29 protein-coding genes and 1 pseudogene are annotated in these 26874 nt (G+C 64.6%); 20 read left to right on the top strand and 10 right to left on the bottom strand.

The genetic code is table 11. The annotated features are described in order from the left end of the window. Nucleotides 1-50 precede the first annotated feature (50 nt). Complete coding sequence (locus P9228_RS26625; RefSeq protein WP_278056427.1) at nt 51-743, bottom strand: glutathione S-transferase family protein; 693 nt, start codon at nt 741-743, stop codon at nt 51-53. Nucleotides 744-797: 54 nt separating this feature from the next. Between P9228_RS26625 and P9228_RS26620 the strand changes: the two genes are divergently transcribed. The 3 genes from P9228_RS26620 (at nt 798) to P9228_RS26610 (ending at nt 3087) form a co-directional block, all read left to right on the top strand. Further along, nucleotides 798-1307, top strand: coding sequence for a DinB family protein (locus tag P9228_RS26620; RefSeq protein ID WP_278056426.1), 510 nt, complete (start codon nt 798-800; stop codon nt 1305-1307). 229 nt (nt 1308-1536) lie between these two features. Continuing rightward, nucleotides 1537-2115, top strand: a complete 579-nt coding sequence (locus P9228_RS26615; protein ID WP_278056425.1) for a hypothetical protein — start codon at nt 1537-1539, stop codon at nt 2113-2115. Between the two features lie 186 nt (nt 2116-2301). Continuing rightward, a complete protein-coding gene (locus tag P9228_RS26610; RefSeq protein ID WP_095800041.1) occupies nt 2302-3087 on the top strand; it encodes a GGDEF domain-containing protein in 786 nt (261 codons plus the stop codon). Between the two features lie 82 nt (nt 3088-3169). Here the strand turns inward: P9228_RS26610 and P9228_RS26605 are convergent, their stop codons facing one another. Together P9228_RS26605 and P9228_RS26600 are read right to left on the bottom strand one after the other, a co-directional pair. Then, nucleotides 3170-5251, bottom strand: coding sequence for an ATP-dependent helicase (locus P9228_RS26605; protein WP_278056422.1), 2082 nt, complete (start codon nt 5249-5251; stop codon nt 3170-3172). A gap of 161 nt (nt 5252-5412) precedes the next feature. Continuing rightward, nucleotides 5413-5568, bottom strand: a complete 156-nt coding sequence (locus P9228_RS26600) for a hypothetical protein (protein WP_278056421.1) — start codon at nt 5566-5568, stop codon at nt 5413-5415. 124 nt (nt 5569-5692) lie between these two features. On the opposite strand from P9228_RS26600, the gene P9228_RS26595 reads away from it, so the two are divergent. Beyond that, nucleotides 5693-5875: a hypothetical protein gene (locus P9228_RS26595; RefSeq protein ID WP_278056419.1), complete on the top strand. Its 183-nt coding sequence runs from the start codon at nt 5693-5695 to the stop codon at nt 5873-5875. 227 nt (nt 5876-6102) lie between these two features. Here the strand turns inward: P9228_RS26595 and P9228_RS26590 are convergent, their stop codons facing one another. Continuing rightward, nucleotides 6103-7071, bottom strand: coding sequence for a LysR substrate-binding domain-containing protein (locus P9228_RS26590; RefSeq protein ID WP_127216510.1), 969 nt, complete (start codon nt 7069-7071; stop codon nt 6103-6105). Nucleotides 7072-7181: 110 nt separating this feature from the next. Here P9228_RS26590 and P9228_RS26585 point away from each other — a divergent pair, with 110 nt between their 5' ends. From P9228_RS26585 to P9228_RS26565, 5 genes are all read left to right on the top strand, one after another. After that, nucleotides 7182-8015 carry a hypothetical protein gene (locus P9228_RS26585; protein WP_066995820.1) on the top strand — a complete coding sequence of 278 codons (834 nt, stop codon included), beginning with the start codon at nt 7182-7184 and terminating at the stop codon, nt 8013-8015. Further along, a complete protein-coding gene (locus P9228_RS26580) occupies nt 8015-9058 on the top strand; it encodes a DMT family transporter (protein ID WP_278056417.1) in 1044 nt (347 codons plus the stop codon). Before P9228_RS26585 ends, P9228_RS26580 begins: the two co-directional genes overlap by 1 nt. Before the next feature lie 5 nt (nt 9059-9063). Continuing rightward, complete coding sequence (locus tag P9228_RS26575) at nt 9064-9306, top strand: hypothetical protein (RefSeq protein ID WP_278056415.1); 243 nt, start codon at nt 9064-9066, stop codon at nt 9304-9306. Nucleotides 9307-9657: 351 nt separating this feature from the next. Continuing rightward, nucleotides 9658-10098 (top strand): MucR family transcriptional regulator, encoded by a 441-nt coding sequence (locus P9228_RS26570; RefSeq protein WP_066995912.1) that lies wholly within the window; start codon nt 9658-9660, stop codon nt 10096-10098. Nucleotides 10099-10108: 10 nt separating this feature from the next. Continuing rightward, the gene (locus P9228_RS26565; RefSeq protein WP_128372405.1) at nt 10109-10390 is read left to right on the top strand and encodes a hypothetical protein; all 282 of its coding nucleotides are present in this window, start codon (nt 10109-10111) and stop codon (nt 10388-10390) included. Nucleotides 10391-10492: 102 nt separating this feature from the next. Here the strand turns inward: P9228_RS26565 and P9228_RS26560 are convergent, their stop codons facing one another. Then, nucleotides 10493-10747, bottom strand: a complete 255-nt coding sequence (locus P9228_RS26560) for a hypothetical protein (protein ID WP_278056413.1) — start codon at nt 10745-10747, stop codon at nt 10493-10495. Nucleotides 10748-10876: 129 nt separating this feature from the next. On the opposite strand from P9228_RS26560, the gene P9228_RS26555 reads away from it, so the two are divergent. The 6 genes from P9228_RS26555 (at nt 10877) to P9228_RS26530 (ending at nt 19098) form a co-directional block, all read left to right on the top strand. Next, a complete protein-coding gene (locus P9228_RS26555; RefSeq protein ID WP_278056411.1) occupies nt 10877-12754 on the top strand; it encodes an ABC-F family ATP-binding cassette domain-containing protein in 1878 nt (625 codons plus the stop codon). A 248-nt stretch (nt 12755-13002) separates the two neighbouring features. After that, complete coding sequence (locus tag P9228_RS26550) at nt 13003-15108, top strand: molybdopterin oxidoreductase family protein (RefSeq protein WP_278056409.1); 2106 nt, start codon at nt 13003-13005, stop codon at nt 15106-15108. Between the two features lie 112 nt (nt 15109-15220). Next, nucleotides 15221-16000, top strand: a complete 780-nt coding sequence (gene dapB, locus P9228_RS26545) for a 4-hydroxy-tetrahydrodipicolinate reductase (protein WP_278056407.1) — start codon at nt 15221-15223, stop codon at nt 15998-16000. Nucleotides 16001-16204: 204 nt separating this feature from the next. Further along, nucleotides 16205-17191, top strand: coding sequence for an ABC transporter substrate-binding protein (locus P9228_RS26540; protein ID WP_278056465.1), 987 nt, complete (start codon nt 16205-16207; stop codon nt 17189-17191). Nucleotides 17192-17354: 163 nt separating this feature from the next. Further along, on the top strand, nt 17355-18209 hold the full coding sequence (locus P9228_RS26535) for an ABC transporter ATP-binding protein (protein ID WP_278056405.1): 855 nt from the start codon (nt 17355-17357) through the stop codon (nt 18207-18209). 13 nt (nt 18210-18222) lie between these two features. Beyond that, nucleotides 18223-19098, top strand: a complete 876-nt coding sequence (locus tag P9228_RS26530) for an ABC transporter permease (RefSeq protein WP_095826471.1) — start codon at nt 18223-18225, stop codon at nt 19096-19098. Here P9228_RS26530 and P9228_RS26525 read toward each other — a convergent pair. Both P9228_RS26525 and P9228_RS26520 read right to left on the bottom strand, forming a co-directional pair. Then, nucleotides 19079-20474 (bottom strand): annotated as a pseudogene (locus tag P9228_RS26525) (sensor histidine kinase). The gene P9228_RS26530 and the pseudogene P9228_RS26525 sit on opposite strands and share 20 nt — an antisense overlap. Before the next feature lie 4 nt (nt 20475-20478). After that, entirely contained in the window at nt 20479-21147 is a 669-nt protein-coding gene (locus P9228_RS26520; protein ID WP_066995918.1) for a response regulator, read from the bottom strand. Between the two features lie 484 nt (nt 21148-21631). On the opposite strand from P9228_RS26520, the gene P9228_RS26515 reads away from it, so the two are divergent. From P9228_RS26515 to P9228_RS26505, 3 genes are read left to right on the top strand one after another with little or no spacing between them, the layout of a single operon-like run. Continuing rightward, nucleotides 21632-21877, top strand: coding sequence for a DUF680 domain-containing protein (locus tag P9228_RS26515; RefSeq protein ID WP_066995852.1), 246 nt, complete (start codon nt 21632-21634; stop codon nt 21875-21877). A gap of 53 nt (nt 21878-21930) precedes the next feature. After that, complete coding sequence (locus P9228_RS26510; protein WP_066995857.1) at nt 21931-22137, top strand: DUF680 domain-containing protein; 207 nt, start codon at nt 21931-21933, stop codon at nt 22135-22137. 54 nt (nt 22138-22191) lie between these two features. Continuing rightward, a complete protein-coding gene (locus P9228_RS26505) occupies nt 22192-22398 on the top strand; it encodes a DUF680 domain-containing protein (protein ID WP_278056401.1) in 207 nt (68 codons plus the stop codon). A 121-nt stretch (nt 22399-22519) separates the two neighbouring features. Here P9228_RS26505 and P9228_RS26500 read toward each other — a convergent pair whose 3' ends face one another. From P9228_RS26500 to purM, 3 genes are read right to left on the bottom strand one after another with little or no spacing between them, the layout of a single operon-like run. Next, the gene (locus P9228_RS26500; RefSeq protein ID WP_127239850.1) at nt 22520-23038 is read right to left on the bottom strand and encodes a histidine phosphatase family protein; all 519 of its coding nucleotides are present in this window, start codon (nt 23036-23038) and stop codon (nt 22520-22522) included. Nucleotides 23039-23045: 7 nt separating this feature from the next. Continuing rightward, nucleotides 23046-23753, bottom strand: a complete 708-nt coding sequence (gene purN / locus P9228_RS26495; protein WP_066995863.1) for a phosphoribosylglycinamide formyltransferase — start codon at nt 23751-23753, stop codon at nt 23046-23048. Beyond that, on the bottom strand, nt 23750-24829 hold the full coding sequence (gene purM, locus P9228_RS26490; protein WP_278056399.1) for a phosphoribosylformylglycinamidine cyclo-ligase: 1080 nt from the start codon (nt 24827-24829) through the stop codon (nt 23750-23752). The genes purN and purM overlap by 4 nt, the downstream gene beginning before the upstream one ends. 303 nt (nt 24830-25132) lie before the next feature. On the opposite strand from purM, the gene P9228_RS26485 reads away from it, so the two are divergent. Continuing rightward, nucleotides 25133-25720, top strand: a complete 588-nt coding sequence (locus P9228_RS26485; RefSeq protein ID WP_067330741.1) for a CDP-alcohol phosphatidyltransferase family protein — start codon at nt 25133-25135, stop codon at nt 25718-25720. Continuing rightward, complete coding sequence (locus tag P9228_RS26480) at nt 25662-26873, top strand: AI-2E family transporter (protein WP_278056397.1); 1212 nt, start codon at nt 25662-25664, stop codon at nt 26871-26873. Before P9228_RS26485 ends, P9228_RS26480 begins: the two co-directional genes overlap by 59 nt. Nucleotide 26874: the final 1 nt, after the last annotated feature.

The following is a 26874-nucleotide window of genomic DNA, read 5'->3' as shown; positions in this document are numbered from 1 at the left end:
CCCACTCTGTCACCTTCGGCGACATCTTCCCACAAGAGGAAGATTAGCGCTTACGCCGCCGCGGCCACCTGCCGGCCGATTCCGCCATGCAGGTCGAGGCAGCGTTCGAACCATTCGGCAACGCCGTCGCCCGTCTCGAGCAGCTGGTAGGGCGAGACGACGCGCGCCCATTGCAGCGCCCCGAACACGATGTAGTCGGCAAACAGCGGCGATGTCCCGCCGATGAAAGGCTGATAGCTGAGCATCGAGCGCAGCGGCTCGAGCGAGGCACGAAAGCCGGCAAGCCCCTCGTCGCGGCCGGCCACCACCTCTTCGAGCCGCTTGCCGAGCCGCTGCTCGCGGCTCTCGCGGAAATAGGCGCGGTTCGCCTCGTCCTGCATCCTATGCAGATCGGTGAGCAGCACCGTCATGAGGTAAGGATGGATGGTGAGCTGCGACCAGCGTTCGATGAAGCGCGCCGTCGCCTTGCCGCCTTCGCCGCCGAACAACATCGGCCGCTCGGGGTAGGCTTCGTCGAGATAAAGTGCGATGGCGAAGGAATCGGCCACCACGCGCTCGCCATCGCGGATCACCGGCACCGTCTTCGACACGCCGCCTTCCACCTTGGGGACTTCCAGGAAGCGCGTCGGCACCTTGGTGGCATCGAGCCCTTTGTGGGCCAGCGCCATCTTCGTCTTCCAGCAATGCGGACTGAATGGGCGTTTTGCGTCATGGCCGACGAGATCATAGAACAGAATGGTCATTACGGTTCCTGCGGGTTACGAAGAGCCGGGATTCGTTGCGAGCCGGATGGAAGAATGAAACAGCATTTCATGATGTTTGCGGCCTACAATCAATGGGCCAACACGCGCATCTATGATGCCGCCGCCGATCTCAGCGAAGAGGAACTCGGCCGCGATGTTGGCGCCTTCTTCGGCTCGATGCTGGGCACGCTCAATCACCTGCTCGTCACCGACCGCGTCTGGATGAAGCGCTTTACGGGCGAGGGGGACGCGCCCTCAAACCTTGCGACGATCCTCTATCGCGCCTTCCCGGGCTTGCGCCTTGCACGCGAGACCGAGGACAGGAGGATTGTCGACTGGATGGGCGGCATGACCGATAAGGCGCTCACCGGGCGATTTTCCTATATGACCACCGACATGCGCACCGTTTCGCAGCGGCTGGCGCCGGCGGTCAGCCATCTCTTCAATCACCAGACCCACCATCGCGGCCAGGCGCATATGTGCCTTACCGTCCTCGGCAGGCCCTCGGTGCCGCTTGACCTGATGCAGTTCCAGCGCTCCGAAGAAGGCCGCGCCTACGCCTGAAGCTTGCAGGGATTCCGGTTGGCCAATTCCGGAAAACTAAAAAACACGACAATTTCGTCTATATTTTAAAGCAGAAGCATCGTTTTTGAAAACTATGATTCGTCATATGCGAAATAGCTAAAGAAACCGAAAGGGCACTCTCGGCGTATTTTTGTCTCAAAAGCTACGCGCTCTAGAAAAGCGCAACAAATGATGCAAGGCGGAAATACAAAACCACAGGGAGAGTGTCATGGCCAGTATCGTAAAAAGGTTCGCCAGCACATTGGCGAGTGGTGCAATCGTCGTTGCTCTTGCCATGCCGGCAAACGCCCAGAGCGTCGGGGTCGGCGGCCTCGGCGGCGTATCCGTAGGCGGCAACAGAGCCGACGCCAATGCGGGCGGCCCAAATGGGGCTGACGGAAATGCATCCTTCGGCGGCAGCAACAAAGGCGCCAGGGTTTCGATCGGCGGCGCAAGCGGAGGCAGCGGAACCGTCACCATCGGCGGCAGCAGTTCCACGGCCACGGCATCGATCGGCGGGACAAACGGGGCTGGAGCCGATGCGACTTTGGGCAACGGCACCAATAGCGCGCTCAACGTGACGACCGGCGGCACGAGCGGCGCTGGCGTCGCCCTCGGCGCGGGCGCCGCCGTTCCTGGAACCGTCGGCGCGACGCCGCCGGGAACGACGAACCTGTCCTCCGCCGTCACCCAGATGTCGAGCAGCCAGTTGTCGCGGGTGAAGAAGCGCTGCGTCGATGTGCTCAGCAGCGAGGGCACCTATGATCGTGATCTGAGGGCGCTCTGCCTGATGATTTCGCGTCGTTGACGGCGCGCTGACGAGCGCCTCTGGCCAATCGCAAAGCCCGCCGCTGCGTCGGCGGGCCTTCTTCAGCTGGTATCGCGGTGCGGCGCGCTCGACGCCTGGTTAACCACATTCCCATTGAAGCCAATATATTAGGACTTCGTTTGCGCTCGCGCTCCACAATAGGCCAGTTGTAGTGGGAGCAATGCCATGCGCATCGATTTGTCCCCCACCAGTTGGGGCAGGGTCGCGCTGGTCACCGTTGCCGGCACGGCATTCTTCATTGCCGCGGCCTTCTTCGTCGATTCCTTCAACTTTCCCTCGCTGTCACCCGAAGCGCTGCTCTGGGCCAAGCTCACCGACCTGTTCCTGCCGCTCATCCTTGGCGGCTCCTTCCTGTTCTTCCTAATGTGGAAGATGCGCCAGCTGGCCATCGCCCAGAAGGAGCTCAGCATCATTGCCGCGACCGACAGCCTGACGGCGGTCTTCAACCGCGGCGCTTTCTCGATGCTGGTCGAGGCCTATCTCGACAAGGCTCGCAGCCATGCGGTGGCCGAAGCCGGCGCGCTGCTGATCGTCGATGCCGACCATTTCAAGTCGATCAATGACCGGCTCGGCCACGATTGCGGCGATCAGGCGCTGAAGCTGATCGCGAGCACGATCCGGAGCCAGCTCCACGGCGCCGACATCGTTGGACGCATCGGCGGCGAGGAATTCGCGGTCTTCCTTCCGGGCGCCGACGCGACACGCTCCTTCCTGGTCGCCGAGTCGATCAGACTGCGTATCCGCGAGGCCGAGTTCGCGCCGGGCGGGCAGCCGTGCCCGCTTTCGGTCAGCATCGGCGGCGTCGCGTTCAGCGGGCCCACCACCTATCACCACATGTTTCGGGTCGCGGACAGGCATCTTTACAAGGCGAAGTCGAACGGACGCGACCAGGTGAGCTTCGAAAGCCCGCGCAGCAGGCTATCCGGCGAGGCCGCCGGCACGTTCCACTGAACGAACCCGCGCAGCAGGGAACGGAGCGCCCTCACCAGCGGTGGGGCTGAGTAGGAGTGTCGTCCCGCCTTTGGGTAGGCGTCTATTTCCACATGCCGCGCATGCGCGCGCCGAGATCGACCTTGACGCCCGGCTTTTGGCGCGGGTCGTCCGTGATCGCCGCGCTCGCCCAGGATGACTGTTCGAAAGCCGAAAGCATCGAGGCCGGGATAAAGCGGGTGCGCGAGGCATAGACGTGACGGTCGCCGCGCGCCGGCTGATTGTGCGGATAAAAGCGCTGCGGCACCACCAGGTGCAGGCTGTCCTTGGCGCGCGTCATCGCCACATAGAGCAGCCGCCGCTCCTCCTCGATATCCTCCTTGGTACCGACGCCGAGATCGGCCGGGATGCAGCCGTCGACCGTGTTGAGCACGAAGACGTTCTTCCACTCCTGGCCCTTGGCCGAATGGATCGTGGACAGGATCAGGTAATCCTCGTCGCGATGCGGCGGGCCGGCCTGGTCGCTGGTGGCGTCGGGCGGGTCGAGCGTCAGCTCGGTCAGGAAACGCTCGCGCGAGGGATAGCCCGACGCGATCTGCTCGAGCTGCAACAGGTCGGCCCGGCGCGTGATCGCGTCCTCGTGAATACGCTCCAGATGCGGCTCGTACCAGAGCCTGATCCGCTCGAGGTCGGCCGGCCATTTGGCGCCGGCGCGCAGCCCGCTGTAGATGTCGAGGAAGACCGGCCAGTCTTCGGCCGCGCGCTGCGGCGGCCGGAAGCGGGCAAGGCCGAGCGTCTCGTCGAGCGACGTCGCCATCGCCTCGACGATCTGTGAGGCGGCCGAAGGCCCGATGCCGGGCATCAACTGCAGCACCCGGAAGCCGGCGACCCTGTCGCGCGGGTTCTCGGCAAAGCGCAGCATCGCCAGCATGTCTTTCACATGCGCGGCATCGAGGAATTTCAGCCCGCCGAATTTGACGAAGGGGATGTTGCGCCGCGTGAGCTCCACCTCCAGCGGCCCGCTGTGATGCGAGGCGCGGAACAGCACGGCTTGCGCCTTGAGCGCCGTGCCGGCCTCGCGCTCGGCAAGGATCGCCTGGCAGACATAATTGGCCTGCTCAGCCTCGTCGCGCACGCTTACCAGTTGCGGCTTGTGCGACGACCGGCGTTCGGTCCAGAGATTCTTGGTGAAACGCTCGCTTGCCTCGCCGATTACTTTGTTGGCGGCGGCCAGGATCGGCTCGGTCGAGCGGTAATTGCGCTCCAGCATGACGATCTCGGCGCCTTGCGCGAACTGTTTTGGGAAATCGAGAATGTTGCGCACTTCCGCGGCCCGGAAGGAATATATCGACTGTGCGTCATCGCCCACCACGGTCAAGCCCGCGCCGTCCGGCTTCAGCGCCAACAGAATAGAGGCCTGCAGCCGGTTGGTGTCCTGGTATTCGTCGACCAGCACGTGGTCGAAGCGTGAGCCAAGGTGAGCGGCGATCTCCGGCTCGGCCGCCATCTGCGCCCAGTAGAGCAAAAGGTCGTCGTAATCGAGCACGTTCTGCGCCTGCTTGGCCTCGACATAAGCCGCGAACAGCTCCTTCAGCTGTTCCGCCCATCCTGAGCACCAGGGAAAGGCCGAGCCCAGCACCTCGCCGAGCGGCGCCTGGGCGTTCACCGCCCGCGAATAGATCTGCAGGCAGGTGGCTTTGGTCGGAAAACGGCTTTCGGTCTTGGAAAAACCGAGCTCGTGCCGGGCAAGGTTCATCAGGTCGGCCGAATCCTCGCGATCGTGGATGGTGAAAGCCGGATCGAGGCCGATCTGCTCGGCATAGTCGCGCAAGAGTCTGGCGCCGATACCGTGGAAAGTACCGGCCCAGGATAGCGCATCGGCGATGATCGCGGCATCGCGGCCCAGCACCTCGCCGGCGATGCGCTCGACGCGCTTTGCCATTTCAGCCGCGGCGCGGCGCGAAAAGGTCATCAAAAGGATGCGGCGCGGATCGGCGCCCTTGACGATGAGGTGCGCCACGCGATGCGCCAGCGTGCTGGTCTTGCCGGAGCCGGCCCCGGCGATCACCAGCAGCGGCGCGGCCACCTTGCCGTCGCCATGCACCACCGCCAGCCGCTGCTCGTCGTTCAGCCGGGCAAGATAGGCAGGAGTTTCGAAGGACGAATCACGGGCGGCGATGTTCATCGCCCATCAAGCATCGTTTCCGCTTTGTTCGCAATACAGCTAATCCCGCCCAAAGGCGGCCAAGTGGGGGGCGATGCCCGGCAGGGCAGAGGGGACGCTGTACGCGCCGGCATGTGCTGGATAGGCCGGCCATCTTCCCAACAAGCGCGAGGTTGGCCGATCTACCTTTTCGGCTCGACGCCCATCGCCGCCGACTGGCGCCGCAGCGACCGCCGATCGTCCGGCGGCGCGAGCTCGCCGGACGCCTCCTCGATGATCCTCATCGTGACGCGATAGGCCGTGTAGCCGAACAGGCCGACGAGCAGCAGACGGATCATGACATCTCCTCGTGAGTTAACGAGGTTCAACCGGAGACAGGCGCGTTGGTTCCGCCGGACGGCGCAACCAAACCGCCGCCGCCTCGTTTGCTTCGAAGAAAGGGGCGAACGAGAGGAGGTCGTCATGAAGAAACTTCCTGTGCTGCTGGCTGTCGCGGCAGGGCTCTGGCTCGCCGCCTGCGACAACAGCGTGCAGCCCACCAAGGCGCCAAGCGACACCGTCGACAAAAACCCGCAGGTCGATAAGAACCCGGTGCCGCAATCGACCACCGGCGGCGACCAGCCCGGCACGCCGCCGAAGCAATGAGAGCGGACGATGTTGTCGGGAGACGAAGCGGCGCCGCCGCAGAAGAAGGCCGGCGCTGCTTGGGAGGAAGCTGGAAAGCGCCGGCCAAGCGGGAAAATCAGGCCCGCCGCAGGACCAAAGATAGCTGAGTCTCTCCGCCGCGTCATGGGGCGATCGCGCTAGCCGGCTATAGGCCTTCAAAGATCGGAGAATCTCAGGGGTGTGTTTGCGTCGCTTGCGCCGCCGCGTCACGCCATCGCGGCGCGCGCCAGCGGCACGTTGGCGATCTCCAGGTCCAACTGGCGCTGCGTCAGCGCCGCTTCAGCCATGATCCACTGCTTGAACAGCTCCACCTTGCGGGCGCCGAGCGCCTTGATGGGGCTGACGAAATACCAGCCGGCGGTGTTGGGATGGTGGACCGCGAAGGGGGCGACCAGCCGCTCGGCTCGGATGTCGCTTGCCATATAGGCGCGGTTGGCAACGGCAAAGCCCATGCCGGCATTGGCCGCCTCGTAGGACATCATGCAGGAATCGAAATAGATGCTCTTGGTCTCGCCAAGCACGAAACTCGCGCCGGCAAAAGCCAGCCACGACTGCCAGTTCTGGGTGCAGGTGTCGGAGTGGAGCAGGGTGAAGTGCCTGAGGTCCTCCGGCGTCACCTTGGACAGCGGCTTGTCGCCCAGCACCTCGCGGAACAGCTTGCGGCTGCACACCGGCGTCAGGTCCTCCTTGAACAGCAGCACGGAGTTGAGGCCGGGGAAATTGCCGTCGCCATAGCGGATCTCGAGATCGTATTCGGAGGTCGCGAATTCATGCGTGGCATAGGAAGTCGAGACCCGCATCTCGATATCCGGATACTGCCGCTGGAAGGTGGCAAGCCGCGGAAACAGCCAGCGCGCCGCGAAGGTCGGCAAGACGCAGATCTTCAGCACATGCGCCTGGGATTGGCCGGTCGCCTCCATGCTGGCAGCCACGATCCGCTCCAGCGCCTCGCGCACGCGCGCCACGTAGGTCTCGCCTTCCGGCGTCAGCGACACCGCGTTGCCGCCGCGCTGGAAGATCTTGAAGCGCAGCTGGTCCTCCAGGCTCTTCACCCGCTGGCTGACGGCGGAGGCGGTAATGAACTGCTCTTCGCCCGCGCGCGTGAAGTTGCGGTGCCTGGCGGCGCTCTCCACGATTTTCAGCGAGTTTAAGTTGACCTGGCTGAGCAGACGCACGGGGTTCGACCTTTAGCTATGCTTAAAGTAGCACCAGCATTCCTAAATTTACAGGGGAGGGTGCTCAATCGACTGTTTACCAAGTGTTGCCCCGACCTTGGAGAAGTAGAATGAACGCCCATACAATCCCCGAACTGCGCTATGCGATGAGCCGTGAAGCCATCATCGGTCATGATACGGCGTGGAAAGTGTCGAGCTTCGGCGTCGCCCAGTATCTTCACGGCTACGACCCGCAACTGCTCGCCGCGATCGAGGAGGCGGCGCTCAAGCTCAAGGCCAGCCACGCCGTGCACAAGCATCTCGACCTCACCTTCATCACCGGCGCGGACCGCTACATTCCCGAGATCAAGGAACTGCTCAACGACAAGCTGCGGCTGGAACGGCTGTCCGACATGATGGGCACCAAGCTCGAACCCTATCCGCTGTCTATCGTCGGCTCGACCGTCACCTTCATGAACCCCAAGGACGGCGCCGTCGACTGGCACTGCGATGGCGTTCCGGTGACGGAACTCATTCCGCTCTCGATCAGCGATCCTCTGATCGGCGGCCATCTTGAAATCTATTGCGACGATTCCGAGACGGGGCGTGCCATCCTCGAATCCGGCAGCGACCTGCCGCGCAACAGGGTCATGCGCATCGACCACAAGATGAATTACGCCACGCTCGGCCAGTTCCTCGGCGTGCTCCATCGCACCGCGCCGATCCAGCTCGGCTCGCGCGTCACCCTGGTGCTCAACCAGCGTTCGGTGGCGAAGCCCTATGTCGACGACAACCGCATGTTCTACCTCGCCGCCGACAACGACCAGGACCGCGGCTGGGTGAACGAACTGGCCGAGGACGTCTGGACGAACCAGCTGCCGGCCTATCGCCGCCATGCCGAAGAACATCCCGTGCCGAAACCGGCTGTCGATCCGGTCTCCGGCGGAGCCAGGGAATCGTGGTAGTGGCTGACGATCCGGCCGGTCGCCAGCCGCCTTCAGCATCGCTGAGCCTGGGCCCGGTCACCGCCGACAGGCGGAAGGACCGTTCCAGCGCTGCTCCCCCGGCGGCGCTGGGCTTTGCCTTCGGCGCCGTGGCGCTCTGGGCGACCAACGCTTTCGTCGGCAAGACGCTGCTTGCCAATCACCCGGTATCGGAGGTGCAGTTCCTGCAGTTCTCAGGCGCCGCGCTGGTCTTTGCGCTGATCAGGTTCTTCCCTTCTCCCCTTGTGATCAAGGGGGCCGGACGGATCGCCGACGCAGGAGTTTCTTCCAACATCTCTCTTCCGTCTCGGCGCTTCGTGCCGATCCACCTTGTTCCCCAAGGGGATAAGGGGAGAACCGTGCTCGCCTGCGCCGTCGGCTTCATCGGCCTGGTCGGCACCATGGCGTTGCAATACATCGCCTTCGCCTCGATGCCGGTCATCGAGGCCAATCTCGTTGCCTACACCTGGCCGCTGATGGTCGCCGCCGCCGTCATCGTGCTCGGCCGCCCGCGACGGCCGCTGCTGCTTGGACTGACCGCCGCGCTGGGCTTCACCGGCGTCGCGCTGGTGATCTCCGGCGGAGGCGCGCATGCCTGGTTCGGAGGTAGCCCCGTCGGTTATTGCGCCGCCTTCGGCTCGGCACTTTGCATGGCCTTCTACTCGCTTGCCGTCGGCCGCCTTGCTGTGCCGCCGGATCGGCTTCTGCTGCCTTCGGCCCTGATCGGCGTGGCGCTGACCTTCGCATGGTGTCTGCATGACGGCGTCGCCGCCCTGGGCGGCTTGGACCTGCTGCTCGGACTCTATCTCGGCGCCGGGCCGATGGGGCTCGGCTATTATTTCTGGTCGCGCGCGCTCAGCCTCGATCAGGATGGGCGGCTCGCGGTCGTGGCGTATCTCACGCCGATCGCTTCCACGCTTTTGCTGGCGCTGTCGGGCGAAAGCCTGTCGATGACGGCCATGGCTGGCGCCGTCCTCGTCATCGGCAGTTGCATTGCTGTCGGCATCGAACGTCCGGAGGGCTGAAGACCATGCCAGGGATCGTACCAGGAAACATGCCCGGGAGCGGGCTTGACGACGACGAACGCCGGGCCAGACAGGAGGCGCATTGGCTCGTCAAGGAATTCGGCGCCGAGGCGCAGCTCTATGCCGCCATGAAGGCTGAGAAGGCCATCGAGCAGAAGGATTTCGGCCGCTGCGCCCACTGGAAACGCGTGCTGGAGATTCTGGCCGACGGCCCGACCGATCTCCGGCGCGGCGCTGCCGCGAAATAAGCGACTTGCCCTAACGAATCGGGCATGATCGATGATCGGAGAGCCAGCGCTGCTCGCAAGTATTGGCTTTCCGTCCAAAATTCCAATTTTTGCAGGAATTACTCGTAGAAATTGAAGTGCTGTTGCGTCATTTACTCGCCCGTGCAGAGCTTCGGTGCTGTAAAGTGTTTGTTGTAGGTATTAGAATTCCTAACTTGCGCGGTCGCGGCCCGCGGTGAAAACATACCTTCGGTATTGAGTCTCGCACGTTTACTGACTCTGGACGTCCGTTGGGGGACAGGTCCAATAAGATACCTAGACTAAAGTCTTAAAAACAGCTGGTCATTTGAGAGCCAGCAGAAGGTGAAAAAATTGTCCAATATCGACGACAAGACTGCAATCGAGCTGACCGCCGACATTGTTTCGGCCTATGTGGGCAACAACCCGCTTCCGGCATCCGGCCTGCCTGATCTGATCGCCAGCGTCAGCGCTTCGGTGCGCAAGCTCGCCGGGGGCGCCCCGGTGAAGGAAAGCGCGCCGCAGACGCCGGCCGTCAATCCGAAGCGTTCGGTATTCCCCGACTACATCGTCTGCCTCGAGGACGGCAAGAAGTTCAAGTCGCTGAAGCGGCACCTGTCGACCGACCATGGGCTGACGCCGGACGAATATCGCGCGAAATGGGGCCTGCCGGCGGACTATCCCATGGTGGCGCCCAGTTATTCGGCCACTCGCTCGGCGCTTGCCAAGTCTTCCGGCCTGGGCCGGAAGCCGGCCGCGGATTCCGGCAGGGGCAAGCGTAAAGCCAAGGCCTGAGCCGAAGGTCATGCTGCCCGCTACGGACGGCGCCACGCCGTCGGCCGACCGCTTTGCCGCGCTCGACGCGTTGCGTCGCAGGGTGGCCATCCAGTCTTGCGCCGATGCCGGCGAGGGGGTCAAGGCGCGGCGCGTCCTGTTTTCATTGGACCTGCCGGCCATCGATCTGCGTACCGCGCTCGACGCGCTCGACAATTTCGAGCGCGCCATCGTCGAGCATGATGACCGGCCGGTCGTCGCTGCGCGACGGCTGAGATGCCTCGCGGTCCTGGACGGCATCATCGGCGGCTGAAAAGGCGCATGGTCAAGGCGGTTCCGGGACAACCGCGCAGCGGTTTTCCGGAATCCGGGAGGAGCGGTATTCCAGAGCGGAGCTGCGCCGCCGGCCTATCGGTCATTGCGTAGGCGACGTCTGGGATTGTTTTCCAGGATAAATTTGGATCAGCAGGTGTTTCGTCGCGTCCGCCTCTGGCCCGCCGGTCATCTCCCCCACTTGGGCGGAGACTGGCAGCGTTGACGCCGCGCTTGCCGGGTCAGTTAAGGGGAGCACTGCGGCCGTCTCGCCCTCAAACAGCACCACTTGTGTCGCCAGCGCGGCGGTCGTGGCGACCTGGAAGAAGATGAAGGCGAGGGCGAAATAGCGGATCACGGGGCTCAGAACGCTTCGGCCGGCAACTGGTTCCCTGATTGGGCTCGGGACCGGCGCCCGGAACCACGGCTAGCCGTCATCCAGGCCTGGCTCTTGCGAAGCGCCGACGTCCGGTGCAAAAGCCCGCCCATGCTTATCATCAACGATCTCTCGCTGCGCATGGCGGGGCGCCTGCTTCTCGATCATGCCTCGCTGACCCTGCCGGCCGGCACCAAGGCCGGTCTCGTCGGCCGCAATGGCACCGGCAAGACGACACTGTTCAAGGCAATCACCGGCGATTTCCCCTCCGAGACCGGCTCGATCAGCCTGCCGAAAAACACCCGCATCGGCCAGGTCGCACAGGAAGCGCCGGGCACCGAGGAGCCGCTGATCGACATCGTGCTGAAAGCCGATGTCGAGCGGCAGGCCTTGCTGGAAGAGGAGAAGACCGCGACCGATCCGCACCGCATCGCGGAAATCCACACGCGGCTCGCCGACATCGATGCGCATTCGGCCGAATCCCGCGCCGCCACCATCCTTGCCGGCCTCGGCTTCGACGATGCGGCGCAGAAGCGCCCGGCTTCGTCCTTCTCCGGCGGCTGGCGCATGCGCGTGGCCTTGGCCGCCGTGCTGTTTTCCGAACCCGATCTCCTGTTGCTCGACGAGCCGACCAACTATCTCGACCTCGAAGGCACGCTCTGGCTCGAGAACTATGTCGCAAAGTATCCGCACACGGTTTTGCTCATCTCGCACGATCGCGACCTGCTCAACCGCGCGGTCAATTCGATCGTCCATCTCGACCAGAAGAAGCTGACCTTCTGGCGCGGCGGCTACGACCAGTTCGAGCGCCAGCTCACCGAGCAGCGCGAGCTGCAGGAAAAGAGCCGCGTCAAGCAGGAAGCGCAGCGCAAGCATATGGAATCCTTCGTCGAGCGTTTTCGCGCCAAGGCCTCGAAGGCCAGGCAGGCGCAATCGCGGCTGAAGGCGCTGGAGAAGATGAAGCCGATCGCCGCGGTGGTGAACGACACGGTGCGGCCGTTCTCCTTCCCCGAGCCGGTGAAGACGGTGGCCTCGCCGATCGTGGCGCTCAACGGCGTCAATGTCGGCTACACCGAGGGCAACCCGGTGCTGAAGAAGATGACGCTGCGCATCGATGCCGACGATCGCATCGCGCTGCTCGGCGCCAACGGCAACGGCAAATCGACGTTCGCCAAGATGCTCGCCGGCCGCCTCAAAGCCGAGACCGGCACGATGACGGTGGCGCCGGGCCTGAAGGTGGCGATCTTCGCGCAGCACCAGCTCGACGATCTGCGTCCCGAGGAAAGCGCCTATGAGCATGTGCGCCGGCTGATGCCCGATGCGCCGGAAGCCAAGGTGCGCGCCCGCGTTGCGCAGTTCGGGCTCTCGACCGAGAAGATGAATACCGCGGCGAGAGATCTGTCCGGTGGCGAGAAGGCGCGTCTCCTGATGGGGCTCTCGGCCTTCGAGGGGCCGAACCTCTTCATCCTCGACGAGCCCACCAACCACCTCGACATCGACAGCCGTGAATCGCTGATCCATGCGCTCAACGATTTTTCAGGCGCGGTGATCCTCATCTCGCACGACCGGCATCTGCTCGAGGCCACCGCCGATCGCCTCTGGTTGGTCAAGGACGGCGCGGTCAATCCTTATCACGGCGACCTGGAGGATTACAAAACGCTGGTCACCGGCGTTTCCTCCAATCGCCGCGAGCAGAAGGAGGCAGACAGGGCATCCAAGGCCGACCGTCGCCGCGAGGCCGCCGCCCGGCGCTCGGCGCTCGAGCCTCTAGCCAAGGAGATCCGCGCCACCGAGGCGCTGATGGACCGCATCCGCAAGCGCATCGACCTGATCGAGGACGAGCTCGCCAATCCGGCGATCTACGAGAAGGACCCCTCGACCGCGACGCGGCTGGCCAAGGAGCGCTCGCAGCTTGCCCACACACTTGCCCTCAACGAGGACAAGTGGCTGACGATGTCGGCGGAATATGAGGAGGGGATCGCGGAGTAGGGCGGTTCCCCTTCTCCCCTTGTGGGAGAAGGTGGATCGGCGCGAAGCGCCGAGACGGATGAGGGGTGTTGGATGGAGTGACGCGCCGAACAACAGGCGGCTTCGATCGCCCATTTCTTTGTCGTAGCGATCCTTCCAACACCCCTCATCCGACCGAGCTTCGCTCGGCCACCTTCTCCCACTAGGGGAGAAGGAGGAGCCCCATCTGGCCCTACACCTCTCCCGCAAAACCCGCTACACACCCTCGCATGAACCAGCACGCCAAGCTCGGGATCGGCCATTCGGCCTGTCCGCATGACTGTCCTTCCACCTGCGCGCTCGAGGTGGAGCTGCTCGACAATAACCGCATCGGCCGCGTCCACGGCGCGAAAGCGAACAGCTACACGGCAGGAGTCGTCTGCGCCAAGGTCGCGCGCTATGCGGACCGCGTCCATCACCCCGACCGGCTGCTGAAGCCGCTGGTGCGCGCGGGCGGCAAGGGGGAGGGCGCCTGGAAGGAAGCCAGTTGGGAAGCGGCGCTCGACCTCGTCGCCGAGAAGTTCATCGCGGCCGAAGAGAAATACGGCTCGGAGACGGTCTGGCCCTATTTTTACGCCGGTACGATGGGATTGGTGCAGCGCGACGGTATCGAGCGGCTGCGGCACGCGAAGAGATATTCGGGCTTCTTCGGCTCGATCTGCACCAATCTCGCCTGGACCGGCTGGATGATGGGAGCGGGCGCTCTGCGCGGCCCCGATCCGCGTGAGATGGCGAAGTCCGACTGCGTGGTGATCTGGGGCACCAATCCCGTGGTTACACAGGTCAATGTCATGACCCATGCGACGAGGGCGCGAAAAGAGCGCGGCGCCAAGATCGTCGCCATCGACATCTACGACAACGCCACCATGAAGCAGGCCGATCTCGGCCTGGTGCTCAAACCCGGCACCGACGGCGCGCTGGCTTGCGCGGTCATGCATGTCTTGTTTCGCGACGGCATGGCCGACCGCGCCTATCTGGAAAAATACACCGACGATCCGCGCGGGCTGGAAGAACATCTGAGGACGCGCACGCCCGAATGGGCGGCGGCAATCACGGGTCTGACAGTCACCGAGATCGAGACCTTCGCGCATCTGGTCGGCACAACGAAGAAGACCTACTTCCGCCTCGGCTACGGTTTTGCGCGCCAGCGCAACGGCTCGGTCAACATGCATGCCGCCTCATGCATCGCGGCGGTTACCGGCGCCTGGCAATATGAGGGCGGCGGCGCCTTTCACTCCAATTCCGGCATCTTCAAGCTGAACCAGGATGTGCTCGAAGGCACCGCGATGCGCGACCCGAAGGTGCGCTATCTCGATCATTCGCGCATCGGCCCGGTGCTGACCGGTGCCGAGGATGCGCTTTATGGCGGCCCGCCGGTGACGGCGATGCTGATCCAGAACACCAATCCCGCCAATGTCGCCCCCGAGCAGCGGCTGGTGAGAAAAGGTTTCCTGCGGGAGGACCTGTTCACCTGCGTGCACGAGCAGTTCATGACCGATACGGCCAAGCTCGCCGACGTCGTGCTGCCGGCGACGATGTTTCTGGAACATGACGACATCTACAAGGGTGGCGGCAACCAGCACATCACGCTCGGCCCCAAGCTGATCGAGCCGCCGGAGGGGCCGCGCACCAACCACTACGTCAATGAGGAGCTCGGCAAACGGCTGGGCGTCGGCGACCGGCCGGGCTTTGGCCTGACCGAGAAGGAGCATATCGACATCATCCTCGGCAAGCGCGGGCTAGGCAGCTTCGACAGCCTGAAGGAACAAAAGTGGGTCGACCTGCAACCCGATTTCGACGACGCGCATTTCATCAACGGCTTCGGCCATGCCGACAAGAAATTCCACTTCCGGCCCAATTGGACCGGGCAGTCGGCGCCCAACCGGCCGCCGAAGAGCATGGGCTTGTTCGGACCGGTCGAGCGTCTGCCCCAATTCCCCGACCATGTCGAGCTGATCGAGGTCGCGGACGAAGAGCATCCGTTCCGGCTGGCAACTTCGCCGGCGCGCAACTTCCTCAATTCCAGTTTTGCCGAGACGCCGGTGTCGAAAGCCAAGGAAGGCAGGCCGGAGCTTTTGCTGCACCCGGAAGATGCCGCTGCGCTTGGCATCGAGGACGGCGGCCGCGTTGAGATCGGCAACCGGCGCGGCGACGTGGTGCTGCATGCCAGGTTCTTCGACGGCGTGAAGCGCGGCGTGGTGATTGCGGAAGGCATCTGGCCGAACAGTGCGCATGAGCGCGGCGAAGGCATCAACGTGCTGACCGGTGCCGACGCCCCGGCGCCCTATGGCGGTGCTGCTCTCCACGACAACAAGGTCTGGCTCAGGGCGCTGTGATGGTCTGTGGCGCGAGCTCGGCAGGTCACATGCCCGGGAGATTAGCCGAAAACGCCCGTTGCTTCGTCACCCTGGCGCGGAGCAAGGAGCGAAGCGACGGGCGAGGTGTCCCTTGCCGCAACAGCCATTGAAAATAGCCATCGCCGGCGCGCTCGGCCGCATGGGCCGGGAGATGACGGAGGCGGTGCAGGTCGATCCGCGGCTGGAGCTTGTCGCCCGCTTCCATCGACCGGGCAGCACGGGCGAGGGGCTGGTCGCGCGCGACGCGGCGCTGGCGCTTGCCGACGTCGTCATCGACTTTACCACGCCGGCGGCGTCAGTCGAACTAGCAAAGGCATGCGCGGCGCGCGGCGGTCCGGCGCTGGTGATCGGCTCCACCGGCTTCGATGGTTCCGAGCTGGAGACGATCGCCGACGCGGCGAAGACGATCGCGATCGTGCGCTCCGGCAGTTACTCGCTGGGTCTCAACATGCTGACCGGGCTGGTGGAGCAGGCGGCGCGGGCGCTTGGGGCTGACGATTGCGACATCGATATCCTGGAAGCGCACCACCGTTTCAAGGTCGATGCGCCGTCCGGAACGGCGCTGATGTTGGGCGAGGCGGCGGCGCGCGGACGCGGCGTCAGGCTGGACGAAGTGGCGCGGCGCGCTCGAAATGGGATTGTCGGCACACGCGCTGCCGGCGAGATCGGCTTCGCCGTGCTGCGCGGCGGCAGCATCATCGGCGAGCATTCCGTCAGCTTCCTCGCCGAGGGCGAGGCGCTGACGCTCTCGCACTCGGCTGGCGACCGCTCGATGTTTGCTCGCGGCGCCATCGCGGCGGCACTCTGGGTGGCCGGACAGTGTCCAGGCGAATACGGCATGCACGATGTGCTTGGCTTCGCCGCTTCGTGACCAGCGATAGCTGCGGAATTCGCTCTTTCGGCCGCTAAAATGACTGAAAGCCAGCTGAAAGCTTGGGCATGCCATGACATTTTTGCGGCGTTCGCCGCGGGATCGGTTCGGGAGCGGGCCGGCAAGGAGGAAATGCGGCGTGGCCTGGTGGCACGCCGCCCAGGTGGAGGAAGTTACGTGACCGGTTTCATCTCGAAGTGCGTCTTGCGTTCGGCGGCGCTTTCGTTTGCCATCGTCGCCGCGGGCGCCACGGCGGCATCGGCTGCCGACAAGATCACTATCATCGTCGGCGGCATGGAAAAGCAGATCTACCTGCCGGCCGTGCTCACCCAGCAGCTCGGCTACTTCAAGGATGAGGGGCTCGATGTCGAGCTGGTCAACTCCCGCGCCGGCGTCGAGGCCGAGAATGAGTTGCTGGCCGGTGCCGTGCAGGGCGTCGTCGGCTTCTATGATCACACCGTCGACTTGCAGTCGAAGGGCAAATACATCCAGTCGATCGTCCAGTTCAGCCAGGCGCCGGGCGAGGTCGAGCTGGTTTCGGCCAAGCATCCGGAAATCACATCGCCGGCCGACTTCAAGGGCGCCACGCTCGGCGTCACCGGTCTTGGCTCCTCGACCGATTTCCTGACGCAGTATCTCGCCGTGCGCAACGGCCTGAAGCCGGGCGACTACACGCTGCTGCCGGTGGGCGCCGGCAACACTTTCATCGCCGCCGTCAAGCAGGACCAGATCCAGGCCGGCATGACCACCGAGCCGACCATCGCCAAGCTGCTTCAGACCGGCGAGGCCAAGGTGCTGGTCGATATGCGCACGCCCGAAAAGACCAGGGAAGCGCTGGGCGGCGACTATCCGGCGGCATCCTTCTATGTCCAGTCCGCCTGGATCGAGAGCCATAAGGACGAGGCGCAGAAGCTCGCCAACGCTTTCGTCAAGACGATGAAGTATATCGCCAGCCATTCGGCCGAAGAGATCGCGGACCAGATGCCGAAGGATTATTACGCCGGCAACAAGGACCTCTATGTGCAAGGGTTGGCCGGCGGCAAGGCGATGTTCACGCCTGACGGCCGCATGCCCGCCGATGGCCCGGAGACGGTGCTGAAGGTGCTGTCGACCTTCTCGAAGAGCCTGCAGGGCAAGCAGATCGACCTGTCGAAGACCTATACCACGGCATTCGTCGACGCCGCCAAGTAGCGCCGACAGGGAGCCGGGCCTGCCGGCTCGGTCGTTGAAGAACAACAAGTTGCGCCGCTTGCCTGAATCAATTCGGCAGCGGCGCCTTTCCGGATACCGAGGCGCGGCGGGCCCATGGGCTCGAGCCCCAGTCATCCTCGCACCATCGCTACAGGAGTGTGCCATGCAGTTGCAAACCATGGCGGCCGAGAAATTGTCTCCGGCCGCGCCGCCGGCTGATGCCGCGATCGCCATCGACGATGTGACGCTGCGCTTCGTCACCCCCGACGGCCACATGATGACGGCCATCCGCGATTTCACCATGACGGTGGCGCGCGGCGAGTTCGCCTGCGTCGTCGGGCCGACCGGCTGCGGCAAGTCGACGACGCTTAACCTCGTCACCGGGCTGCTCAGGCCGACGACCGGCAATGTCCGCGTCATGAGCAATCCCGTAACCGAGATCAGCCGCGACATCGGTTTCGTCTTCCAGGCAGACGCGCTGTTTCCGTGGCGCAGCGTCATCGACAACGTCGCCGCCGGCCCGCTCTATCGCGGCACGCCGAAGGCTCAAGCCTATGACCGGGCGCGCGACTGGATCGCCCGCGTCGGCCTTGCGCGTTTCGAGAAACACTATCCGCACCAGCTCTCTGGCGGCATGCGCAAACGGGTCGCGCTAGCGCAAACCTTCATCAACCAGCCAAAGATTCTGCTGATGGACGAGCCGTTCAGCGCGCTCGACATGCAGACCCGCACCGCCATGCAGGACGAGCTGCTCGGCCTCTGGTCGGAACTCAAATCCTCCGTCGTCTTCGTCACTCACGATCTCGAGGAGGCGGTGGCGCTGGCCGACAAGGTCTATGTGCTCACCGCCGGGCCGGGCACGGTGAAGAGCGTCTACCGCATCGACCTGCCGCGCCCGCGTGTCATGGCCGACATCCGCTACGATCCGAAATTCATCGAGATCGCCAAGGTGATCTGGAACGACCTGCGCGAAGAAGTGCAGCTCGGCCAGAGCCGCGGCCTGCAGACCGGCCATTGAAAGGAGACTTGCCATGACCGCCATCTCTCCAGCCTCTCACCAAGCCGCCCGCGCGACCTCGATCGTCGCCGCGGAAGCCCGGGCGAGGGCGCGGCTGCGCCGCCGCCATGCCTTGGTTATCGGCCTGCGGCTCGCCATCCTGATCGTCTTCCTCGCTCTTTGGGAACTTGGCGCCGATCACGGCGTCATCGATCCGTTCTTCTTCTCAAGTCCCTCCGGCATCTGGGAGCAGATCTGGTCCTGGGTCACCGAGGGCACCTCGCAGGGGCCGCTCTGGCTGCAGATCTATGTGACGCTAGAGGAAACCTTCCTCGGCTTCGCCATCGGCGCCGTCGGCGGCATCGCCGCGGGCATCATCCTTGGCCGCAACAAGCTCCTGGCGGATGTCTTTTCGATCTACATCAAGATCGCCAACTCGGTGCCGCGCGTCGTGCTGGGCTCGGTCTTCATCATAGCGCTCGGCCTCGGCATGGCCTCCAAGGTGGCGCTGGCCGTCGTCATGGTGTTCTTCGTGGTCTTCGCCAACGCCTTCCAGGGCGTGCGCGAGGCTGACAGGGCGATGATCGCCAACGCCCAGATCCTCGGCGCCTCGCCCTACCAGATCACCACCACAGTCATCATCCCATCGGCCATGAGCTGGATCCTGGCGAGCCTGCATGTCAGCTTTGGCTTCGCGCTGGTCGGCGCCGTGGTCGGCGAGTTCCTCGGCGCCAAGCAGGGCATGGGCTTGCTGATCTCGACCGCCCAGGGCGCGTTCAACGCCAATGGCGTCTTCGCCGCCATGATTATCCTGGCGGTGATGGCGCTGGTGGTGGAGTTCATCATCACCCGTTTCGAGAACTACGTCGTCAAATGGCGTCCGGCGCCGTTCAACGAGCAGGGGGCCTGACCGCTCCAGTCGGCCTGTCCTGGGGCGCGGCGAGCGGCAGCCGGACCTCGACCCTGAGCCCGCTGCCGGCGGCCCCGCCAAGCGCAACGCTGCCGCCGGCATTCTCGACCACCTCGCGTACGATCGCGAGTCCGAGCCCGCTGCCTTCCTCGGCAGCACCGGCAATGCGGTAGAAGCGCTCGAAGACCTGCGCGCGCTCTTCGGCCGGAATGCCGGGACCGGTGTCGGTGACCGTCAGCACGCCCTCGCGACCGATCGCGGCCAGCTGGACGGTCACCGTGCCGCCGGCTGGCGTGTAGCGCAGCGCGTTGTCGACCAGGTTGACGATCATCTCGCGCAGCATGGTGCCGTCGCCGATGACGGGAACAGGTCCGGCTTCCTCGAGCCCAAGATCGATGTTGCGCTCGACGGCCTTCGGCGCATGTGTTTCCAGCACCTCGCGGGCGGCTTCGGTGAGGTCGATGCGGTCGGCACGCGGCCGGCGGCTGCCCGGCTCGGCGCGCGACAGCGTGAGCAGCTGTTCGGCCAGCCGCGCCAGCCGGCCGGAGCCTGCCTGTAGGGCCACCAGCGCCTCCTCGCGCCGGTCGGCGGCGCTTTCGCGCAGCACATAGCTCGCCTGTGTCGACATGAGCGCCAGCGGCGTACGCAGCTGGTGCGCGGCATTGGCGATGAAGCGGCGCTGCGCCGCCATCTGCGCCCGCACGCGCTCCATATAGGCGTTGAGCGCGTCGATCAGCGGCCGGATCTCGCTTTGCGCGCCCGGCACCTCGACCGGGTCGAGATCGCTGCGATCCGGCGAGCGCACCGTATCGCGCAGGCGCATCAGCGGCGCCAGCCCGCGGCGCAGGCCAAGCAGCACGAAGAGGCCGGCGATCGCCACCAGCGCCAGCTGCTGGGCAAAGGCGCTGAACCACAGCCGCTGCACCATCGCGTCATGGCCGGCGAGCGTGACGCCCACCGTGACCCTGATCGGCGAATCCGTGCCGGCGCCGATCACGGCATGGCTGAGCGTTGTCAGACGCAGCCGACGATCGCGATAGGAAGCCTCGATGCTGCCGCTCTGCGACGCCTGGGGGAGGTCGGGATATCCGGTCAGCAGCCGGCCGTTGGCGGTCTCGACCCGGTAGTAGACGCTGTCGCGGTCGCCGGTGTCGAACATCTCGATCGCCGCCGGCGGAATGGTGGCGTCGAGCACGCCTTCGGCCATCGCCACCCGCTCGGCGATCGCGCGCCGAGCCGACCAGCATCCGGTCGGTGACCAGATCTGCCGTCGCCAGCGCGTTGCGCTGGCTGGTCCACAGATTGACCGTCACCAGCGCGGTCAGCGGCAGCACCACCCAGGCCAGCAATTGCAGGCGGAGGCTGCTAATTTTCATGGCCCTAATCTTCATGGCGGAGCAGATAGCCAAGGCCGCGCAAGGTGGCGATCTGCACGCGCGAGCCTTCCAGCTTCTTGCGCAGCCGATGCACGTAGATCTCGATGGCGCTGGGATCGGCGTCGGTGTCGAAGTCGTAGATCGCCGCCGAGAGTGCCGCCTTGCTCACCGTGCGCCCCGCCTTGACCACCAGCTGTTCCAGCACCGCATGTTCGCGCGGCGTCAGCGAAAGCGCCGCGCCGCCGAGCGAGAACAGCCTGGTGTTGGTGTCGAAGACGAGGTCGCCGCAGGAGATGACGGGCGCTGTCCGGTCGTTGGCACGGCGCAGCTGCACGCGGATACGCGCTTCCAGTTCCTCGATCTGGAAGGGTTTTGCCAGATAGTCGTCGGCGCCCTCGTTGAGGCCCTTCACCCGGCCGTCGAGACTGGCATTGGCGGTGAGCACGATGACCGGCACCGGGTTGCCGCGGGCCCTCAGCCGCTTCAGCACTTCCATCCCGCCCATGCGCGGCAGGGCGAGGTCGAGGATGATCAGCGCATGGTCGCCGGCCGCCAGCGCATGCTCGACGTCCTCGCCGTCATGTACGACGTCGACGACGTAGCTCGCCTGGCGCAGCGTCTTGCTCAGCCAATCGGCCAGTTCGCGATTGTCTTCGACAAGCAGGAGCCGCATCGTCCATCGCTGTTCGGCAATGCCTCCATCCGGGTGGCGCCGGGCTTTCGCAAGCGCGGCCCGGCGGTCCGAACGGACAGTTTGAAAGCAATCGATAGTCTCGATCCGCGGACAAGGCAAACGCCGGCTGAAATCGGTTCCGTCGGTCAGCCTGGAGGCCCAATTCGCTCGCGCGATGGATAAAACCGAACGGTTCGGTTCAATTTATGTTGACGGTTCGTGTAACTCAGGTGAACGCTGGCTCGTTGTCCAGACCGTGAAACCTCGTCCGCTACTACTGCAAGTAGTTGATATTCAAACAAAAGAATGTGGCAGCCGCGCTGTTCACGCGATTTCAAGGTCGAACCGAACGGTTCGATTTGCACATCTTCGTGATTGGAAATGGCAACAGGACCGACCCATCTCGGGGTGGTCCGAGCGACGCGAATTTCCATTACGGCACGCCACTTGACGGACAGAATTTTGAAAATCTGGAGTACCTAAAATGAACAAGATTGCTCTTACCGCCGCGGTCCTTCTCGTTGCCACGGGCAGCGCCTTCGCCGGCAGCGACCATTACGGTTCCGACAACGTCAACCAGCCGGCCGTCACCCAGTCGGTTGCGCCGCGGTCGGGCGACAACATCGACCGCAGCATCACCGGTTCGATCCGCAAGTTCGAGCAGCGCGATCTCAGGATCACGCCCGATCAGAACCAGCCGGAATCCGGCCAGGGCATTTGGGGCCGCTAGGCCTCCGTCCCGAACCGATCAGAACCACAACTCTCAAATCTGGAGTAACTGAAATGACCAAGATCGCTCTTACCGCCGCTGCCCTTCTCGTTGCCACTGGTGCTGCTTTCGCCGGCTCCGACAACTACGGTTCGGCCAACGCCAACCAGCCGGCTGCTTCGGTCGACACCTCGTACACCGCTTCGGTCAAGAAGTCTGATGCGAATGTCCAGAAGCCCGTCACCCAGGGCAGCGACCGCGACCTGTTCGGCAACCACTAACCGGCCGCCAGCCCGACCTCTTCAAACTCACCCCTCAAATCTGGAGTAACTGAAATGACCAAGATCGCTCTTACCGCCGCTGCCCTTCTCGTTGCCACCGGTGCCGCTTTCGCCGGTTCCGACAACTACGGTTCGGCCAACGCCCACCAGCCGGCTGCTTCGGTCGATACCTCGTACACTTCTTCGGTCAAGAAGTCTGATGCGAACGTCCAGAAGCCGGTTACCCAGGGCGCCGACCGCGATCTGTTCGGCAACCACTAGACGGTCGATCCTCGATGGATCTCAAAGCGGCGGGCTTGTCCCGCCGCTCTGCTTTATGGAGTCGGCTATCCGCAGGCCGGCTTGTGTCGCGACTATAGGCCCGGCTGCGCACAGAGGCGCTCTATTCCAAATCCTTCGGCCTGACGAAATGCGTCAGTCGCGCTCCGCCGAAGTCGAGGTTCGCCCAATCCTCCTTCACCGTGAACCGGGCCAGTGCCGCCGTCGGAAACTTCGCTTCGACTTTTTTGAACACGCTCTCATCCGATCCGGTGCCGGCGAGCCGCAGCACGAAATTCTGCAGGCCGGGATTGTGACCAATCACGATCAGGCTGGTGGCTTTCGCCTGCCGCACGCACGCCAGGATGGCGGCCGGCGCCGCCTCGTAGAGCTCCTCGGCGAATTCCGCCGGCCCATGCTTCGGTAATTCGGCGGCGACCAGCCGCCAGGTATCGCGGGTGCGCAGCGCCGGCGAGACCAGTGCCAGATCCGGCAGCCAGCCGCGCCGCGAAAGCTCGCGCCCGATCAGCGGTGCCGTCTTCAGCCCGCGCGGGGCGAGCGGACGGTCGAAATCGGCGAGCTTGGGATCGTCCCGGCTCGACTTGGCATGGCGCAGCACAAGGAGTTGTCTGGGCGTCGCCATGGCAGTTCTACGGCGTGATGCGCGCCAGCTGTTCGAGGTCGGTTTCCTCGCGCAGCGGGTCGGGCGCCATCACCACTGAAGTGGCGTTGTCGGCGTCGTCGGCGAAATGGGCAAGCACGGTGTGGCCCTTTTCCATGCGCGCCTTGCCTTCGGCGACCAGCCCCAGCGCCAGCGGATAGAGCCGGTGCTCCACCTTCAGCACCCGCGCGGCTAAAGTGTCCTCGTTGTCGCCGACCATCACCGGCACGGCGGCCTGGGCGATGATAGGCCCGTCATCCATCTCGGGCGTGACGAAATGCACGGAGCAGCCATGGATGCGCACGCCCGCGCGGATGGCGCGCGCATGCGTGTCCAGCCCCTTGAAGGCAGGCAGAAGGGCAGGGTGGATGTTGACCATGCGCCCCTGCCATTTTTCGACCAGGCCGCGGCCGAGGATGCGCATATAGCCGGCCAGAGCCACGATCTCGGCGCCGAAGCCGGTAAGCGCGGCATCGATCGCAGCGTCATGTGCGTCCTTGCTCGGATGGTCGGCGCGCTGAATCACCTTGGTGGCGATGCCGCGCGACTGCGCGAGGCCGAGGCCCGCGGCGTTCGCACGATCCGAGATGACGCCGACGATCTCGGTCGGATAGGTCGGGTCGCTGGCTGCCGCGATCAGCGCCGTCATGTTGGAGCCGCGGCCCGAGATCAGGACGACCGTGCGTTTCCTGCTCATAGTTCGATCGAGCCCCGGTAGATGACGCCGGCGTCGCGGCGCGGCACGATGCGACCGATCGGCGTCACCGTCTCGCCGGCTTCCTGCAGCACCGCTGCCACCTGCGCCGCCTGGCCGGAAGCAACGGCGAGAATCATGCCGATGCCGCAGTTGAAGGTGCGCATCATTTCTTGCGGCGCCACGCCGCCGGTCCTGGCGAGCCACGAGAATACAGGCGGTACGTCGATCGCTTCGAGGTCGAGCTCGGCGGAGAAATCCTTGGGCAGCACGCGCGGAATGTTTTCCGGAAAACCGCCGCCGGTGATATGAGCAAGCGCCTTGATGCCATGCGTGCTGCGGATCGCCTTTAGGATCGACTTCACGTAGATGCGCGTCGGCTCGAGCAGCGCTTCGGCGAGGCTGAGCTCATCGTTGAACGGCGCAGGATCGCTCCAGCCAAGTCCGCTCGCGGCAACGATGCGGCGCACCAGCGAAAAGCCGTTGGAGTGGAGGCCGGAGGAGGCGAGGCCAAGCAGCACGTCGCCCTCGACGATGTCGTCGGTGGGCAGCAACTGGCCGCGCTCGGCCGCGCCCACGGCAAAGCCGGCAAGGTCGTAATCCTTGTCGTGATACATGCCGGGCATCTCGGCGGTCTCGCCGCCGATCAGCGCGCAGCCGGCCTGACGGCAGCCTTGCGCGATGCCGCCGACGATGGACGCGCCCTGGTCCGGATCGAGCTTGCCGGTGGCGAAATAGTCGAGGAAGAACAGCGGCTCGGCGCCCTGCACGACAATATCGTTGACGCACATGGCGACGAGGTCGATGCCGATGGTGTCGTGCTTGCCGGAATCGATGGCGATCTTGAGCTTGGTGCCGACCCCATCATTGGCCGCGACCAGCACCGGATCGGTGAAGCCGGCGGCTTTCAAATCGAACAGGCCGCCGAAGCCGCCGATCTCGCCGTCGGCGCCCGGCCGGCGCGTCGCGCGCACGAGCGGCTTGATCTTCTCGACCATGAGATTGCCGGCATCGATGTCGACGCCCGCCTCGGCATAGGTGAGCCCGTTCTTGCGCTTGGCCTTGTCGCCGTTGCTCATCTTCGGCTCATCCCTGTTTCCATTGCGGGCTCATCGCATGAATGGTTTCGAGGGGCAAGGCGCGTGAGAGCCAATCTCCCCCCTTGAGGGGGAGATGTCGCCGGAGGCGACAGAGGGGGTCGCCTCGCGTGGAGCGCCAGCGCCTTGTGCGCCAGAGATGGAGGTCGGCGATCGACGTGAGGCGACCCCCTGTGGCCTGCCGGCCATCTTCCCCCTCGAGCGGGGAGATCCGCAACTCCTCCCTTGCGTGCGCCTCTCATCTCCATCAACTATCTTCCAACAAAACCCATGATGGGACATCACGTGACCATACCCAACATGATCACGATCATGCGGCTGCTGCTGGTGCCGGCCGTGGTGCTGGCCATGCTGCAGGCGCGCTGGGACTGGGCCTTTGCCGGCTTCCTCGTCGCCGGCATCTCCGACGGCGTCGACGGTTTCATCGCTCGCCGCTACCGGTTGTTCTCGCGGCTCGGCGCTTATCTCGATCCGGTCGCCGACAAGCTCCTCCTGGTCTCGGTCTTCGTCGTCATGGGTTATGCCGGGGAACTGCCGCTCTGGCTTGTCGTGACCATGGTCTCGCGCGACGCGCTGATCGTCTGCGCCGTGCTTTTGTCCAGCGTGATGGCGCAGCCGGTCGAGATGAAGCCGCTCTTGGTGTCGAAGGTGAACACCGCCGTGCAGATCGCGCTGGCGGCGCTTGTGCTGGGCGAGCTTGCCTTTTCCATGCATCTCTATCCGCTCCGGCCGGCCCTCATATTGCTCTCGGGGGTCTTGACCGTGGCTTCGGCCGCGGCCTATCTCGTGGCCTGGCTAAGGCATATGAGTGGCTATGGCGAAGGCTCCCGGACGAGCAACACCAAGTCGGGCAATTCCAGCACGGACACCTGACGGCGAAGCCTGGACGGCCGCGGCCTCGACCGCGTTGCGCCGGCAGATCGCGTTCTGGCTCATCGTCGCCGTGCTTCTGGCGCTGTTCCTCTATGTCTTCTCCGGCATCCTCTTGCCCTTCGTCGCCGGCATGGTGCTCGCTTATTTCCTCGATCCGGTGGCTGATCGGCTGCAGCGGCTCGGCCTCTCCCGGCTGATGGCGACGGTGGTGATCCTCATTGCCTTCGTCGTCGTCGTGGTGCTCGCCTTCGTTATTCTGGTCCCTGTGCTGGCCACGCAGATGGCCGATTTCGCGCGCAAGCTGCCGGAATATCTCACCCGCCTGCAGTCGCTCATCACCAGCTTCGACCCGAAGTGGCTGGAGCAGCGTTTTGGCGTCAACGCGGCCAGCCTGCGCGAAGGACTGAACTCGCTGCTCACCACCGGCTTTGGGCTGCTCACCACCGTCTTCACCTCGATCTGGAGCTCGGGCGTGGCGCTGGTTTCGGTGGTCAGCCTCTTCGTCGTCACCCCGGTCGTTGCCTTCTACATGCTGCTCGACTGGGACCGGATGGTGGCCGTGGTCGACAGCTGGGTGCCGCGAGATTATGTCGAGACGGTCAGGGCGCTTGCCCGCGACATCAACACCGCCACCGCCGGCTTCGTGCGCGGGCAGGGCACGCTCTGCCTTGTGCTGGGCGCCATGTACGCTACCGGCCTGACGCTGACGGGGCTGAACTTCGCCATCCTCATCGGCTTCTTCGCCGGGCTGATCTCCTTCATCCCCTATGTGGGCTCGCTGACCGGGCTGGTGCTTGCTGTCGGCGTCGCCTTCGTCCAGTTCTGGCCGGATTGGACGATGATCGTGGCGGTGGTCTGCGTGTTCTTCGTCGGCCAGTTCATCGAGGGCAATATCCTGCAGCCGAGGCTGGTCGGCAAAAGCGTCGGCCTGCACCCGGTTTGGCTGATGTTCGCGCTCTTTGCCTTCGGTGCGCTGTTCGGCTTCGTCGGCCTGCTGATTGCGGTGCCGGCTTCGGCGGCCATTGCCGTGCTGGTGCGCTTTGCGATTGCCCGCTACCTCGAATCGCCGCTTTACAACGGCCATGCCACAGAGCCAGCACCTCCTTTGCCGGCGGATCGCGGCGGCCGCCCCCGCTCACAGCCGCGTGGCTGAA

Origin of the sequence: Mesorhizobium sp. WSM4898 (genome assembly GCF_029625845.1) — a bacterium.
Taxonomy (GTDB): domain Bacteria; phylum Pseudomonadota; class Alphaproteobacteria; order Rhizobiales; family Rhizobiaceae; genus Mesorhizobium.
The sequence above is the reverse complement of the archived record's forward strand: the minus strand, read 5'-3'. Positions and strand labels throughout refer to the sequence as shown.